The 13,947-nt window shown below is 59.7% G+C and carries 13 protein-coding genes and 1 pseudogene; 13 read left to right on the top strand and 1 reads right to left on the bottom strand.

Going from position 1 to position 13,947, the window contains the following annotated elements; translation table 11 throughout:
* The first annotated feature begins 16 nt into the window (after nucleotides 1-16).
* The 8 genes and pseudogenes from NKH03_RS24940 to NKH03_RS24905 all read left to right on the top strand — a co-directional run.
* Entirely contained in the window at nucleotides 17-901 is an 885-nt protein-coding gene (locus NKH03_RS24940; protein ID WP_352871400.1) for a shikimate dehydrogenase, read from the top strand.
* 59 nt (nucleotides 902-960) lie between these two features.
* Nucleotides 961-1,944 carry a TRAP transporter substrate-binding protein DctP gene (gene dctP / locus NKH03_RS24935; protein ID WP_352971200.1) on the top strand — a complete coding sequence of 328 codons (984 nt, stop codon included), beginning with the start codon at nucleotides 961-963 and terminating at the stop codon, nucleotides 1,942-1,944.
* Between the two features lie 156 nt (nucleotides 1,945-2,100).
* Nucleotides 2,101-2,553 (top strand): TRAP transporter small permease, encoded by a 453-nt coding sequence (locus NKH03_RS24930; RefSeq protein WP_502913558.1) that lies wholly within the window; start codon nucleotides 2,101-2,103, stop codon nucleotides 2,551-2,553.
* Nucleotides 2,550-3,851: a TRAP transporter large permease gene (locus NKH03_RS24925; RefSeq protein ID WP_352971196.1), complete on the top strand. Its 1,302-nt coding sequence runs from the start codon at nucleotides 2,550-2,552 to the stop codon at nucleotides 3,849-3,851. The genes NKH03_RS24930 and NKH03_RS24925 overlap by 4 nt, the downstream gene beginning before the upstream one ends.
* 5 nt (nucleotides 3,852-3,856) lie before the next feature.
* The gene (locus NKH03_RS24920; RefSeq protein ID WP_352971195.1) at nucleotides 3,857-4,288 is read left to right on the top strand and encodes a type II 3-dehydroquinate dehydratase; all 432 of its coding nucleotides are present in this window, start codon (nucleotides 3,857-3,859) and stop codon (nucleotides 4,286-4,288) included.
* 82 nt (nucleotides 4,289-4,370) lie between these two features.
* A complete protein-coding gene (locus tag NKH03_RS24915) occupies nucleotides 4,371-5,204 on the top strand; it encodes a cyclase family protein (protein ID WP_352971192.1) in 834 nt (277 codons plus the stop codon).
* An 85-nt stretch (nucleotides 5,205-5,289) separates the two neighbouring features.
* Entirely contained in the window at nucleotides 5,290-7,191 is a 1,902-nt protein-coding gene (locus NKH03_RS24910) for a bifunctional sugar phosphate isomerase/epimerase/4-hydroxyphenylpyruvate dioxygenase family protein (RefSeq protein WP_352971190.1), read from the top strand.
* A 189-nt stretch (nucleotides 7,192-7,380) separates the two neighbouring features.
* Nucleotides 7,381-7,506: pseudogene (locus NKH03_RS24905) on the top strand (hypothetical protein); the annotation flags it as partial.
* Nucleotides 7,507-7,608: 102 nt separating this feature from the next.
* Here the strand turns inward: NKH03_RS24905 and NKH03_RS24900 are convergent.
* Nucleotides 7,609-8,538: a LysR family transcriptional regulator gene (locus NKH03_RS24900; protein ID WP_352871347.1), complete on the bottom strand. Its 930-nt coding sequence runs from the start codon at nucleotides 8,536-8,538 to the stop codon at nucleotides 7,609-7,611.
* Between the two features lie 105 nt (nucleotides 8,539-8,643).
* Here NKH03_RS24900 and NKH03_RS24895 point away from each other — a divergent pair, with 105 nt between their 5' ends.
* The 5 genes from NKH03_RS24895 to NKH03_RS24875 are packed head-to-tail and all read left to right on the top strand — an operon-like array spanning nucleotide 8,644 to nucleotide 13,582.
* Nucleotides 8,644-9,831: a CaiB/BaiF CoA transferase family protein gene (locus NKH03_RS24895; RefSeq protein ID WP_352871346.1), complete on the top strand. Its 1,188-nt coding sequence runs from the start codon at nucleotides 8,644-8,646 to the stop codon at nucleotides 9,829-9,831.
* Nucleotides 9,828-10,772, top strand: a complete 945-nt coding sequence (locus tag NKH03_RS24890) for a hydroxymethylglutaryl-CoA lyase-like TIM-barrel protein (protein WP_352971189.1) — start codon at nucleotides 9,828-9,830, stop codon at nucleotides 10,770-10,772. Before NKH03_RS24895 ends, NKH03_RS24890 begins: the two co-directional genes overlap by 4 nt.
* A 57-nt stretch (nucleotides 10,773-10,829) precedes the next feature.
* The gene (locus NKH03_RS24885) at nucleotides 10,830-11,870 is read left to right on the top strand and encodes an ABC transporter substrate-binding protein (protein ID WP_352971187.1); all 1,041 of its coding nucleotides are present in this window, start codon (nucleotides 10,830-10,832) and stop codon (nucleotides 11,868-11,870) included.
* Between the two features lies 1 nt (nucleotide 11,871).
* Nucleotides 11,872-12,708 carry an ABC transporter ATP-binding protein gene (locus tag NKH03_RS24880; RefSeq protein ID WP_352871343.1) on the top strand — a complete coding sequence of 279 codons (837 nt, stop codon included), beginning with the start codon at nucleotides 11,872-11,874 and terminating at the stop codon, nucleotides 12,706-12,708.
* A 1-nt stretch (nucleotide 12,709) separates the two neighbouring features.
* Nucleotides 12,710-13,582: an ABC transporter permease gene (locus tag NKH03_RS24875; protein ID WP_352871341.1), complete on the top strand. Its 873-nt coding sequence runs from the start codon at nucleotides 12,710-12,712 to the stop codon at nucleotides 13,580-13,582.
* Nucleotides 13,583-13,947: the final 365 nt, after the last annotated feature.

Below are 13,947 nucleotides of genomic sequence, written 5' to 3'. Positions count from 1 at the left end.
AGCCGCCAGCGCGGTCATGACGGAGAGGAAGGCGGTCGCCGATTCCCGACCGATTCTGGTCGGGCTGCTTGGCCGCGGCATTCAGCAGTCCCGCACGCCGGCCATGCATGAGGCTGAGGGCCGCGCGAACGGAATCGCCTATATCTATCGCCTTCTCGATGCCGATCGCATGGGCGTCGTGCCCCCGCGGCTTTCAGAGGTCGTCGACTTTGCCGAGTACTTCGGCTTTGACGGATTCAACGTCACCTTCCCCTACAAGCAGGAGATCATTCCGCTTCTCGACGAGCTGTCCGACGCAGCGCAGGCTATCGGCTCGGTGAACACGGTCGTCCTGCGGGGCGGACGGCGCGTCGGTCACAACACAGACATGTGGGGTTTCAAGGAAAGCTTCCGCCTCGGCATGGCGCTCGCTCCACGCGACCGCGTGGTGATGCTCGGCGCTGGTGGCGCGGGCGCGGCGGTCGGCCACGCTCTGCTCGAGAGCGGCGTCGGCAGGCTGATGATCGGCGATATCGATACGGCTCGCGCGACCGCGCTTGCCGACCGGCTGTCGTCGCGGTTCGGCGCAGACAAGGTCGAAGCCGTAACCGACATCGTCGAGGCATCGCAAGCGGCCGACGGGATCGTCAACGCGAGCCCTGTAGGCATGGACAAGCTTCCCGGCATGCCCATCGATTCCGCTCTGCTGAGGCGCGGCTGCTGGGTGGCCGACATCATTTACTTTCCACTCGAAACCCAGCTGCTTGCCGAGGCGCGCCGCCGTGGCTGCCGCACGCTTAGCGGTGAGGGCATGGCAATATTCCAGGCGGTGCGAGCATTCGAGCTGTTCACCGGCACCGCGCCGGACACGGATCGTATGAAGGCGGTTTTCTCGGCGTTTGGTGGCGCGCCACCCGAATAGAGATCAACCGGATTTCACTCAGAAGTCACTTCGTATCGCAAAAGGGAGGAAGGACTAAAATGAACCTCACAACGACACGTCGCCGGTTCCTGGTTGGAGCTGGAATTCTCGCCGCCGGCTCTTTTCCGGCCTTCGCTCAGGACAAGCCGAAACTGCGCTTTTCGGCCGTTTTCTCAGAGCAGGACATCCGCGCCGATATGATGAAGATGTTCGCCGATGCCATCAAGGACGACTTCGCCTTTGAAGGCTACTATGGCGGTAACCTCTTCAAGCAGGGCACTGAACTCGTCGCGATCCAGCGCGGCAACCTCGAAATGGGCAACATCGCCCCGCAGGACATCTCAAAGCAGATTCCGGCGTGGTCGATTGTGACGGCCGGCTACCTGTTCCGGGATGCCGCTCACCTCAAAGCGTTCTTCGCAAGTGAGTCGGGTGCGGAACTCAAGAAAATGACCGAGGACCAGCTTGGCGTGAAGGTGCTCGGCCCGACCTATTTCGGCGTCCGGCAGGTTGGGTTGAAGCCTGACAAGAAGATCAAGACGCCGGCCGATCTCGCCGGCGTCAAGCTGCGCATGCCTGGCGGTGATGCCTGGCAGTTCCTGGGAAAGGCGCTCGGCGCGAACCCAACGCCGATGGCCTATGCCGAGGTCTATACAGGCCTGCAGACCGGCGCGATCGACGGTCAGGACAACCCGCTGCCGAACGTCGAAAACATGAAGTTCTACGAGGTCATGTCGCAGATCGTGCTCACCTCGCATCTCGTCGGCTTCGACCTTCTCAGCATCTCGAAGAAGGTTTGGGATGAGATGGGCGCCGACAGGCAGGCGAAGGTCCAGGCTGCCGCCGACGCGGCGATCGACTTCTCGACCGAGAAACACCTGACCCACGAGAAGGAACTCGTCGAGACTTTCAAGGGCAAGGGCTTGAAGATCTACGAGCCGGATGTCGCCGCCTTCCGCAAGCACGTCCAGGAACAGTATCTCGCTTCGGATCTTGCCAAGGACTGGCCGGCGGGCATGGTCGACAAGATCAACGCGCTCTAGGCGCGGACAGCGAACAGGTCCGGCCGCTGGCGGGTCAGCCGGACCTCGCGATGACAACGGAGCGAGGCCGGCAAGAACGGGATAAGTCCATTGAAAAGGCAGCTTAGACAATCCGGCCGCTGGCTCTATCGCCGCGCAGAGAACGTTCTGGCCGCGATGCTGGGGCTGATGTTTGCCGCCTTCATTCTGCAAATCGTCTTCCGTTATCTGCTCAACCTGCCCATCGGCTGGACCAATGAACTGAGCGTTATCCTCTGGATATGGCTGGTTCTGTTCGGCGCCGCCTTTGTCGTGCGCGAGGAAGAGGAAATCCGCTTCGACCTGATCTATTCCGCCGTCGGTCCCGGCGCGCGGCGCGTCATGTTCCTGATCTCCGCCACAGCGCTGATCGTTCTCTATGGCATCTCGTTCCCGGCGGTCTGGGACTACGTCACCTTCATGAAGGTCGAGAGCACCGCCTATATGAAGATCCGCTTCGACTGGCTTTATTCGATCTATGTCATTTTCGTCATCGCCGCGATCGTCCGCTACCTATGGCTCTCCTGGCAGGCGATGTTCGGCAAGGCGCCGAAGGAGTTCGACCCGACCAAGGCGGGGTCGGGCGTATGAGCCTTACCAGTCCCTTTTCCCTCACGATCACCGCCATCATCGCGCTGTCGTTCCTCGGCCTGCCGATCGGCCACGCCATGATCGCCAGTTCCATCTTCTATCTGCTGCTTGCCGGCCTCGACATGGGCACCGCCGCCGAGCAGATCCTGAACGGCATGTACACCAACTACATCCTGCTCGCCGTGCCGCTTTTCATTCTTGCGGCGGAACTGATGAACATAGGCTCGATGACGGATCGTCTCATGGCCTTCTGCAACGCCATCGTCGGGCGATTCCGTGGCGGGCTCGCCTACGTCAACATCGTGCAGTCGATAATCTTCGCAGGCATGTCCGGCTCGGCCATCGCGGACGCCGCCGGCTCCGGCAAGATGATGCAGCAGCTGATGACCAAGGACGGCAAGTATCCGGCGAGCTATGCCGCGGCGCTGACCGCTGTCACCGCCGTGATCGGCCCGATCATTCCGCCGTCGATCCCCATGGTCATCTATGCGCTCGTTTCCGACGCCTCGATCGGCTACCTGTTCCTCGGCGGCGTCATTCCCGGCCTGCTCATGGCCCTGGCGCAGATGGGCATCGTCTTTTTCGATGCGCGCCGGCTGAATTTCCCCGTCGAGAAGCCGACGCCCGTACGCGACCTGCCGCGCATCACCTGGGAGGCGTTGCCGTCGTTGATGATGCCTGTCGTGCTGCTCGGCGGCATCTACAGCGGCGTCACCACGCCGACCGAAGCGGCCGCCGTTGCCGCCGCCTACGCACTGCTGATCTCGGTCGTGCTCTACCGCAGCGTCTCGTTCGGGGATTTCTACCGCTCGGTGCTGGCCAGCGCGCGCACGACCGCCTCGATCGGCATGTTGATCGCCGGTGCCCTCATCTTCAACTATGTCGTGACCGTCGAGAATATTCCGCAGACCGTGGCTGCCGTCCTGAAAGCATGGGACTTGTCGCCGACCGGCTTCCTGATCCTCGTCAACGTCATACTGTTGATCCTCGGCTGCCTGCTCGAAGGCACCACCATCCTGCTGGTCGTCGTGCCGGTACTGATCCCGACCGCGCGGGTCCTCGGCCTCGACATGGTGCATTTCGGTATCATGGTTGTCGTCAACATCATGATCGGCCTGATAACGCCGCCATACGGGCTGTTGCTCTTCATCATGACACGCATCGCCGAAGTGCCGTTGCGCGACCTGGTGCGCGACGTGCTGCCGTTCCTGTGGGCGATGATCGGCGCGCTGGTGCTGATCACATTCTTCCCCGGGCTGGTGCTGTGGCTGCCGCGACTGTTCGGATATCAGGGGTGAACGCCATGAAACCTATCTTCATCCTCAATGGCCCTAATTTGAACCGTTTGGGAAAGCGCGAGCCGGAAATCTACGGCACGACCACGCTTGCCGAGATCGAGACGATGTGCTGGGAGGCGGCTGGACAGCGACCGATCCGCTTCCACCAGTCGAATGCGGAGCACCAGCTTGTCGACTGGATCCATGAAGCGATCGACGAGGGCGTCGGCATCGTCATCAACCCGGCCGGGCTGAGTTTCAGATCGATCCCGATCCTCGATGCGCTGAAGATGTTTTCCGGGCCGATCATCGAGCTTCACATCTCAAACATTCACAGGCGCGAGGAGATCTACCACCATTCGCTGGTGTCGAAGGTCGCGACCGCCGTCTTGGCCGGGCTTGGACCCAAGGGATATCGCGTCGCCGTGCAGTCACTGGTGGAGATGACGGCGGCGTGAGCGGCGCGCCGGCAGACCCAGTGTTTGCCGGAACGCCGTCGGTACTCGCGATCTCAAACGAAACAGGGGAAGGAAAAGCCACATGTGTCCTCCAGGGTGCCTTCATTCGATCTGCGAAAAAGCGACGCGACGCGGCCTGCTCAAGGCTGGATTCACCCTCGGCCTCGGAGCCGCCGCCGCGGCAACGCTCCCGACGGTTCAGCCGGCACGCGCCGCGCAAGCAGGTTTCACGGACACGGTCGATCTTTCACATGCCCTCTACGAAGGATTTCCGACCTTCAGCGGTGACAAATGGTTCACCGTCGAGCAACTCGTCACCTTCGCCAAGGACAAGGTGAACCTCAATCGCTGGATGATCATCGAGCACAGCGGCACGCATATGGACGCGCCGATCCATTTCTCCGCCGACGGCCTGACGGCCGACCTGATCCCGATCTCGGATCTCATCGTTCCGGTCGCCATCATCAACATCGCCGCCCGCGCCGCCGACAATGTCGACACGTCGCTGACGCCAGATGACGTCAAGGCGTGGGAATCGAAAAACGGTCCGCTGCCGGAGGGATGCTGCGTCGTCATGAATTCCGGCTGGCACAAACTGATCGGTAATCCGAAATTCACCGGCTATGACGACCAGAAGAAGAATCACACACCAGGCTTCCACATCGAAACGGCGCAGATGCTGATCAACGAGCGCAAGGTGAAGGGCATCGGAGTCGACACGCTGTCGCTCGACACCGGGCTGAATTCGGGTGGAGCGTTTCCAGTTCACTACGAATGGCTGGGAAGCGGTCGCTGGGGCGTGGAATGCCTGGCGAATCTCGACGCGATTCCGGAATCCGGAACGCGTCTCTTCCTCGGCATCCCCAAGGTGAAGGGCGCCACGGGCGGTCCAACCCGGGTGATCGCCCTCCTATGATGCCGCAACAAGACCGCGTCGAGTCTGTCGTTTTTTCCCTTGATCCTTATGGGTCGAGGGCGTTGCAGCGCGGGTCCGCAAAGAGATGAAGACCTCGATCGCCACGGTCTCGATAGGCGGCGACTTCCCCGAGAAGCTCGCCGCGATCGCCGCCGCCGGCTTCGATGGCGTCGAGATCTTCGAAAACGATTTCCTGGGTTTCGACGGCTCGCCCGCCGACGTCGGCAACATGGCGCGCGATGCCGGGCTCGCCATCACGCTGTTCCAGCCCTTCCGCGATTTCGAAGGGCTGCCGGAGCCGCAGCGCAGTCGAGCATTCGACCGCGCCGAGCGCAAATTCGACGTCATGCAAGAGCTTGGTACCGATCTGATGCTGATCTGTTCCAGCGTCTCGCCGGTGGCGCTCGGCGGCATCGACCGCGCGGCGGCGGATTTCCGCGAACTCGGCGAGCGCGCCGCAAGGCGTGGCTTGCGCGTCGGCTACGAGGCGCTTGCCTGGGGAAAGCACATCAATGACCATCGCGACGCCTGGGAGATCGTTCGCTGCGCCGACCATCCCAATGTCGGGCTTATTCTCGACTCGTTTCACACTCTGGCACGGAAGATTGACGTCGGCTCGATCCGCTCGATCCCGAAGGACAAGATCTTCATCGTGCAACTGGCCGATGCGCCGCTGATCGAGATGGACCTGCTCTACTGGAGCCGGCACTTCCGCAACATGCCGGGCGAAGGCGACCTGCCGGTCAAGGCTTTCGTCGGCGCGGTCGCCGCCACGGGCTATGACGGATACCTGTCGCTGGAGATTTTCAACGATCAGTTCCGTGGCGGGTCGCCGAAATCGATCGCCGTGGACGGCCGCCGGTCGCTGCTTGCGCTGATGGATCAGGTGCGGCGCGACGAACCCGGGCTCCAGCTCGAGATGCCAGAGATGCCGGACCGGGTCGGCGTCACGGGCGTGGCGTTCGTCGAATTCGCGGCCGACGATTCCGGAAGTGCCGCGCTGTCAACGCTGCTGCACGCGCTGGGCTTCAAATTGGCGGGACGGCATGTATCGAAGGAGGTCAGCCTCTATCGGCAGGGCGAGATCAACATTGTCGTCAACACCGAGCGCGAGGGTCTGGCCCACTCCTCATTCCTGGTCCACGGGACATCTGTCTACGCCATCGGCCTCAAGGTCGAGGATGCGAAGGCGACAGTCAAACGCGCGCAGGCGCTCGGCGCCGAGCCGTTCGAGCAGGCCGTCGGACCGGGCGAACTGCAGATTCCGGCGATACGCGGGGTCGGCGGCGGCGTCGTCTACTTCATTGACGGCACGTCGGAACTCTCCAACGTCTGGGACGTGGAATTCCTGCCCGTCGACGACGCCAGCCCCTGCGAGCCCGCTGGTCTGACGCGGATCGACCATGTCGGACAGACGATGGAGTATGGCGAAATGCTCACCTGGCTGCTCTTCTACAGATCGATATTCCGTACCAGGAAGACGCCGATGGTGGATGTCATCGATCCGTCCGGCATTGTGAGAAGCCAAGCGATCGAGAGCGATGATGGCCAGCTAAGGCTGACATTGAACGGGGCCGAGAACCGGCAGACGCTTGCCGGGCGTTTCATTGCCGAGAATTTCGGCTCGGCCGTGCAGCATTTGGCGTTTCTGACCGGCGATATCTTCGCCACCGCGGCGGCGCTGAGACGAAACGGCTTCGCGCCCCTCGCCATTTCACCGAACTACTACGACGATGTCGAAGCACGGTTCGGGCTCAAACCGGATCTCGCCGACCGGCTGCGCGCCGAAAACATCCTCTACGACCGCGACGACAACGGCGAATTCTTTCAGCTCTATGCACCGACCTTCGGCGAAGGCTTCATCGTCGAGGTGGTGGAACGCCGTGGCGGCTACAAGGGCTACGGCGCACCCAACGCGCCGTTCCGCATTGCGGCTCAGAAACGACATCTGCGGCCGAAGGGCATGCCCCGCGAATTGCGCCGGTGAGAGTCCCGGCATGAATTTCGCGCGCATCAAGGGGTCACGCTGCACTATCGCATCGACGGGCCGCCCGCCGCTTCGCCGCTCGTGCTCGTCGACGGCGGCGCTGATCCGGCATCGCGGTTTGAGATCATACGCGGCACGGGTCATATCCCGGCGAGCCTGTTCGTCGCAGGCTTCGTTGGTTCGCCGGCGATGAATTTTCTGCAAGGTCGGCTGGACGCTGCTGGCCGGTTCCAGGTTGGCGGTATTGCGATCGACACGTCAGCCTACGGTTTCGAATATCCATCGCTGGAGAGCGATGTCGTGCTCGGTATCCGCTGCGAAGATATAGGCGTGGTAGAGCGAGGGGCGCCCCAAAGCATTCCGCACGTGCGCGCATCTGCCGGCGCGAGGTACGAAATTGATGCCGCTCGTTCGTTCTTAGGGAATGCTGAGAGTGGCGTCCCATTTTCCCTTAATCACCGCATCCGCGACCAGATCCAGAATCACGGCTCGCACCGCTTCGGCCGCGAATGTGCCGGTTCTGTCAGCAATCTCGCAAATGAAAAGCGTGCGTGACAGTTCCGGCTCGATGATTGGACGAAAGTGAAGAGCACCGCTTTCGATATGTTCCTTCATAAACAGCTTTGTTCCGATCACACAGCCAAGTCCCGCAACAAGGGAATCGGCAATGGCATGAACCGAATTCATCTGCAGTCGAGCCTTGCTTTCGAGTCTCTTCAGCAGGCCGACATCATCGACCAGGGCTCGGGCAGAGAGCCCTTGCCGCAAGAGAATGATCGGAAGCTCGAGCAAGCTGGCGAATGGTATCGGCTCGTCGGTGTCGCCAATAATTTCACGTTTCCCGATACAAATCATGGTTTCTTCGAGGATCGGCTGGGTTTTCAGACGCGATTCCGTCGGTGGATTATAGACGAGCGCGAGATCAACTTCCGACGTCATGAGATGCATCAACGTGGAACCCGAAAGGCTTTCGGAAAGCGAGAGCCGCAGTTTCGGATAATCCGCCAGGACTCTTTGCGCCAGCGACACACCGATGGCTTTCACCGCCGAATAGGCCATGCCGACGGAGACATCTCCAGATATTTGCCCGCCGGATTCCCGGATATCTTTCTCAGCAGCTGCCATCGCCTTCAGGATCGATTTGGCGTGGGTATAGAGGCGCTCTCCTGCCGCGGTCGGCTGCATTCCACGCGGCTTGCGGAAAAATAGAGCTGTAGATAGCTCCGCTTCAAGATTGGAGAGGTGGTGGCTCAGAGCCGATACAGCGATGCGCATGTGTTCGCCGGCAGAAGACAGGCTGCCGTGCTCGTAGACCGCCGAAAAATAACGAAGTTGCCGTGAATCCATACGTTTCTCGTTTCGAGAAAGCAGATTTAGAAACACTATAATTTCGCGATGCCGAAGACAAGGATATCGTCCTCGGGCTGACGACAAATGTGGATCGGACCGCCCATGGAATTGACCTTCAAACCGCTTGACGGTCTTCGTGTCGTCGAGATGAGCCATATGATCATGGGACCCTCCTGCGGGATGTTTCTCGGATTTCTTGGTGCCGAGGTCATCAAGGTCGAACCGCCGGAAGGTGACAAAACTCGAAGGCTCGGCGGTATGGGCCGGCCAATGTTTCCCGTCTTTAACCGCGGCAAGAAGTCTGTTCAGCTGGACTTGAAGACCGAAAGCGGGCGGGCTGCGTTGGACAAGCTTCTCGCGACAGCCGATGTTTTCGTCGAGAACTTCCGCGACGCTTCGCTCAGCAAGATGGGCGCTGATCTGGATCGCCTCCGAACACAATATCCAACAATGATCATAGCCTCGCACAAGGGCTTCTTGCGTGGACCTTATCAGGATCGCACGGCGCTAGATGAGGTCGTGCAAATGATGACCGGACTTGCGTATATGACCGGACCGACGGGCCGGCCGCTACGGGTCGGGTCGTCGGTCAACGACATCATGGGTGGGCTTTTCGGAGCATTTGCCGTCCTGGCAGCACTCCTTGAGCGTCACCAGACAGGGGACGGGCGCAATCTTCGCATTGGTCTGTTCGAGAACTGCTTGTTGCTCGTTGCCCAACACATGGTCCAGTTCGAGTTGGAAGGCAAGAATCCACCGCCCATGCCGGAGCGTGAGTTCTCCTGGCCCGTCTACGACATCTTCGACACGGCGGATGGGCGGCAGATTTTCGTCGGTGCCGTCACTGAAGGACAATGGGCGTCGTTGTGTGGTTTGCTCGGTCTCAATGAACTGCTTGCAGATGACCGTCTGCGAACACGCATGGACCAGATCAATGCCCGCGCCTGGACGGTCCCCATAGTGGCCGCCGCGATTGCTGGCAGCGATGCAGATGGCTTGCTCAAATCGTTCGAGGAACTCGGCATTCCCTATTCGCCGATTGCTAAACCCAGTGACATGTACGCTGATCCACACGTCATGCGCCCTGGCGGCCTTGCAACATCGAAAACATCGGAAGGCGAAACGTTTCGAGCGCCCTCACTGCCATTTGAAGTCGATGGGATCATGCTGACGGGCGGCGGTGACCTTCCTGCTGTCGGCCAAGACACGGAATCGGTACTGAAACAGCTCGGTCTGACCGATGCGGATATCGAATCCGCCCGTGGCGATGCCAAGGCGCAAGCCGCATGAGATCGCTAGCTGAAATCTATCCCGCCGACCGTGTGACGCTTCGAGAGGTCGGACTTCGCGATGGGCTTCAGTTGGTGAGAACATTTCCATCCACCAGCGCCAAGCGCGATTGGATCGCCGGCGAATATGCGGCGGGCGTTCGTCACTTCGAGATCGGCTCCTTTCTGCCTGCATCACGCATGCCACAATTCGCTGACATTCGCGAGATGATCAAAACAGTTGCTCGCCTTGAGGGTGCGTTTTCCATGGGGCTGGCTCTCAATGAGCGAGGCGCAATAGATGCACTCGAAACCGAAGTTGACGAAATCGTCTGCGTCGTCTCGGCAACTGAGGAACACAGCCAGGCGAACATGCGCCGATCACGCGACGCTGCAGTCAAGCTTGTCGGCAAAGTGGTCGAGCTGCGCAATCAATCGCAGGGCAAGCCGCTTGTTAATGCCGGGATTGCCATGGCGTTCGGTTGCTCGATCGCAGGCACCGTCGATCCAGCAGAAGTGCTGCATCTCGCCGAGGCGTGTCTCGAGGCAGGGGCCGATATAATCGGAATCGCTGATACTGTGGGTTTTGCCGGACCGAGGCAGGTCGGCGGACTATGCGTTGAAATGAAGAGGCTCTGCGGCGATCGACCGTTTCTCGTTCATCTCCACGACACACGCGGGATGGCTATTGCCAACGCCTCGGCGGCACTCGATGCAGGCGCTCGAATTCTTGACGGTTCGCTCGGTGGTCTTGGGGGCTGCCCGTTCGCTCCGGGCGCAACTGGCAACATTGTCTTCGAGGATCTCGTCTATCTCTGCGAGACAATGGGTTTCCGAACTGGAATCGACATGGATGCGCTGACGGCGGTGCGCGCTATTCCGGAATCGGAAATGCCCGGTGAACAGCTTTACGGCGCCATCGCGCGGGCGAAGCCGCCCAACACAATGGATTGGCGGGCCTGATCTGGAGGAGATCGGCCACCCTTATTGGCATTCGCATAGACACCAAGGGAGGAAGTTATGATCACACGCAGGCATTTGCTAGCAGCGACAGGCAGCATCGGCTTTGTACTCGCTACCAGGCAATCAGTATTCGCCGCATCCAGCGCTTCGATAACATACGGATCCACGACTCCGATCTATGCGATTAGCGCTGTTGCCCTGGAGAAAGGCTTTTTCAAAGCTGAGGGGCTGGATATGACCCTGACACCGCTCGATGCGGGCTCGCTCGCCCGGCAAATGGTCGCCGCCGGGCAAGCCACTTTCGGACAAGGCGATGCGAGCCATCCGCTGCAGCTGACCAACCGCGGCAAGCCCGCCAAGATGATCATGGCGACCCAAGTGGTCGCGTCGACTGCAAACATGGTGGTCAGGGCGGATCTTTACGAGCAAGGTGTGACGACCCCTGACCTGTTGGCCAATATGAGTAAGCCGGATGGCTCAAAACCGGTGATTGCAGCCACTGCTATCGGTTCTGGAACGTGGATGTTCGGTTCCTACTATTTTGAAAAGCGAGGCCTCGACAAGAAGGTGAATTGGATCGCTGGCGGTGGCAGCAAGACTTCGCTCGCCGGTCTCCAATCAAAGCAATATGATGCGCTCATGACGCCCCTGACCTGGCAGTTGCAGGCGGAACGTGGCGGGTTTGGCAAGACCATTTATGATGTTCGTGCCGACGGCGTCTGGCAGCGCGACTTTGGCGGAAACATTCCCTCGATCGTCATCTATGCATTGCAGGATACCATCGATCGCGAGTCGGAAATGGTTCAGGCATATGTAAATGCCATTTACCAGGCCATGCGTTGGGTGAAGACGGCACCCGCAGACGAGGTCTACGGCCTGGTCGCCAAGAAATATTATGGTGGGATCGATCCGGAATTCGCCAAGACTGAACTGTTGTTCGACCGTGACACGTGGGCCTACGATGGCACGATAGCACCCGAAGACTATGAGCGCGGTGCGAAGGTCTGGTTTCGCAAGGCCACGGAGATTCCCCCAACCCCATTCGAACAAGCGGTCGATACGCGCTTTGTCGCTGCCGCAAAGGCAAGGTTCGGCTGAGATGACGATCATGCGGCCGGTTATGAGCCCGTCGCTGCCCCAGCGGCAGCGGACCACTCGTATTGAGGTGCGCGCCCTCGAAAAGAGTTTTCGTGCGGCTGGTGCGGGCTTTACCGCTGTCGATCGGGTTTCTTTCGACGTGGCTGAGGGAGAGTTCGTCGCTCTTCTTGGACCGTCCGGCTGCGGCAAGAGCACGATCCTTAACATGGTCGCGGGTCTTGTTGAGAAGACTAGCGGAGAGATCCTGATCGACGGCCAGCAGATGAACTTCGGCCAAGTCAATCCGAAGGTTGGCTACATCTTCCAGCGCGACACAGTATTTCCCTGGCGGACCGTGGAGGCGAATGTCGAATATGGTTTGGAAATCCACGGCGTCCCGAAGCTGGAACGGCAGGAACGGGTTCGCAAAGCGCTGCAGATGGTCGGCCTTGCCGATTTTGCCAAGAGCTTTCCGAGGATGCTCTCGGGAGGCATGCGCCAGCGCGTGGCGCTGATGCGCACCCTCATCACCAGGCCAGAGATTCTGCTGATGGACGAACCCTTCGGAGCGCTGGACACCCATACAAAACTGGAGATGCATCGCATCCTCCTGGAGATATGGGAAGCGCGGCGCCAGACTGTGATCTTCGTCACACATGATCTTGGCGAGGCCCTGACGCTCGCCGATCGCATCATTCTTCTGTCTGCACGCCCTGGCCGGCTGAAGGAAGATTTTGAAGTCCCCCTCGCGCGGCCGCGCGACGCGGTCGCGCTGCGCGAGTCACGCGAATTTGCTGAGATGTTTTCTCACATCTGGCACTCGCTCGGTGAGGAATTCAGGAAGACCAAGGCGGAATGAAATGAAACCGAACGTCATCGCAGTGTTCTCGTGGCGAATTACGATTCTCATTGCCATTCTAGCGATCTGGCAATGGGGTTATGACCTGAGGAGCATCGGGATATTGCGATATATAGTGCCAAGCATTCTCGATCCCTATTTCGTCTCCAGGCCTTCCGAGATATGGCAAAGCTTTCTCCGCCTTGGCTGCTTTGCGGATCAAGCGGGTACGATGCTGGACCGTTCAGGCATTGGGCAATGCTTCAATGACAACGCCAACAATCTCTGGTCGGCGACACTTGCTACTTTGAAAAACACTTTTTTCGGCTTTCTGGGCGGGACCATATCGGGTGTTGTAGTCGGGATGGTCCTAGGGCGCTCCGACTACCTGTCAAAGGTATTCGAACCGTACGTCGTTGCACTCAATTCGATTCCGCGTATTGCCTTGGTGCCGTTGATCATACTGATGTTCGGCATCGGCGACATGTCGAAGATTGTTACGGCATGGATCGTGGTGTTTTTTGTCGTCTTTTTCAATACTTACGAGGGAACAAGAGCGGTCGACCAGGACCAGATCGCCGCCGCCCGGCTGCTTGGGGCAAGTGAAGGAAAGATTCTTCGCACTGTCGTCGTACCGTCTGCCTTGGCATGGGTTTTCGCATCGTTGACGCCGGCTGTTTCCTTTGCGCTCGTCGGTGTCATTGTCGGCGAGTTTATTGGGTCAGAACGCGGTGTCGGCAAATTGATCGTCGAGTCTGAAGCGCGCGCGGATGCCGCCGGAATGATGGTCGCAATTTTTGTGCTCATGATCGTGGGGATTCTCCTGGCGGTCATCGTCCGCCGAATTCAGGCCTATTGTCTGCGCTGGCAACCGCAATTTAACAGCCACGGTTGAGCCTGCCGTTTGGACAATGCCAAAGCCAGCTGGCGCGAGGGGAATTTTCTGCAGACGATCAATGCCTTTACATTCGCGGGCTGGGCCTGATGTCTTCTCCATGAACGGGTTGGAGCGCGTCTTCAGCATGCAAAATGACTCACCGGCGCTCGCCGCTGCCGATGTCGGAGTCGCGATCTGTACAGGTACGGACATCACCATCGAAAGAGCCGACGTCGTCCCGAGCGCGTGCGGCAACGAAGGCGGTGGAGTTGCACCGAGAATCGCGCGTTGGTCGACCTAGAGCGGGATGAAATTACGGTGAGTCGATAAGGGATTCCCAAATCGATTGGAATTTGATTCAACCTTCTGGCTGGAGCTGGAGG

Source organism: Mesorhizobium sp. M1406 (assembly GCF_040317555.1).
Taxonomy (GTDB): Bacteria; Pseudomonadota; Alphaproteobacteria; order Rhizobiales; family Rhizobiaceae; genus Mesorhizobium.
The sequence above is the reverse complement of the archived record's forward strand: the minus strand, read 5'-3'. Positions and strand labels throughout refer to the sequence as shown.

Bases quoted from the DNA above. Each gene is read 5' to 3' on its own strand.
- NKH03_RS24940 (WP_352871400.1), top strand. From the start codon at position 17: ATGACGGAGAGGAAGGCGGTCGCCGATTCCCGACCGATTCTGGTCGGG.
- dctP (WP_352971200.1), top strand. From the start codon at position 961: ATGAACCTCACAACGACACGTCGCCGGTTCCTGGTTGGAGCTGGAATT.
- NKH03_RS24930 (WP_502913558.1), top strand. From the start codon at position 2,101: ATGCTGGGGCTGATGTTTGCCGCCTTCATTCTGCAAATCGTCTTCCGT.
- NKH03_RS24925 (WP_352971196.1), top strand. From the start codon at position 2,550: ATGAGCCTTACCAGTCCCTTTTCCCTCACGATCACCGCCATCATCGCG.
- NKH03_RS24920 (WP_352971195.1), top strand. From the start codon at position 3,857: ATGAAACCTATCTTCATCCTCAATGGCCCTAATTTGAACCGTTTGGGA.
- NKH03_RS24915 (WP_352971192.1), top strand. From the start codon at position 4,371: ATGTGTCCTCCAGGGTGCCTTCATTCGATCTGCGAAAAAGCGACGCGA.
- NKH03_RS24910 (WP_352971190.1), top strand. From the start codon at position 5,290: ATGAAGACCTCGATCGCCACGGTCTCGATAGGCGGCGACTTCCCCGAG.
- NKH03_RS24900 (WP_352871347.1), bottom strand. From the start codon at position 8,538: ATGGATTCACGGCAACTTCGTTATTTTTCGGCGGTCTACGAGCACGGC.
- NKH03_RS24895 (WP_352871346.1), top strand. From the start codon at position 8,644: ATGGAATTGACCTTCAAACCGCTTGACGGTCTTCGTGTCGTCGAGATG.
- NKH03_RS24890 (WP_352971189.1), top strand. From the start codon at position 9,828: ATGAGATCGCTAGCTGAAATCTATCCCGCCGACCGTGTGACGCTTCGA.
- NKH03_RS24885 (WP_352971187.1), top strand. From the start codon at position 10,830: ATGATCACACGCAGGCATTTGCTAGCAGCGACAGGCAGCATCGGCTTT.
- NKH03_RS24880 (WP_352871343.1), top strand. From the start codon at position 11,872: ATGACGATCATGCGGCCGGTTATGAGCCCGTCGCTGCCCCAGCGGCAG.
- NKH03_RS24875 (WP_352871341.1), top strand. From the start codon at position 12,710: ATGAAACCGAACGTCATCGCAGTGTTCTCGTGGCGAATTACGATTCTC.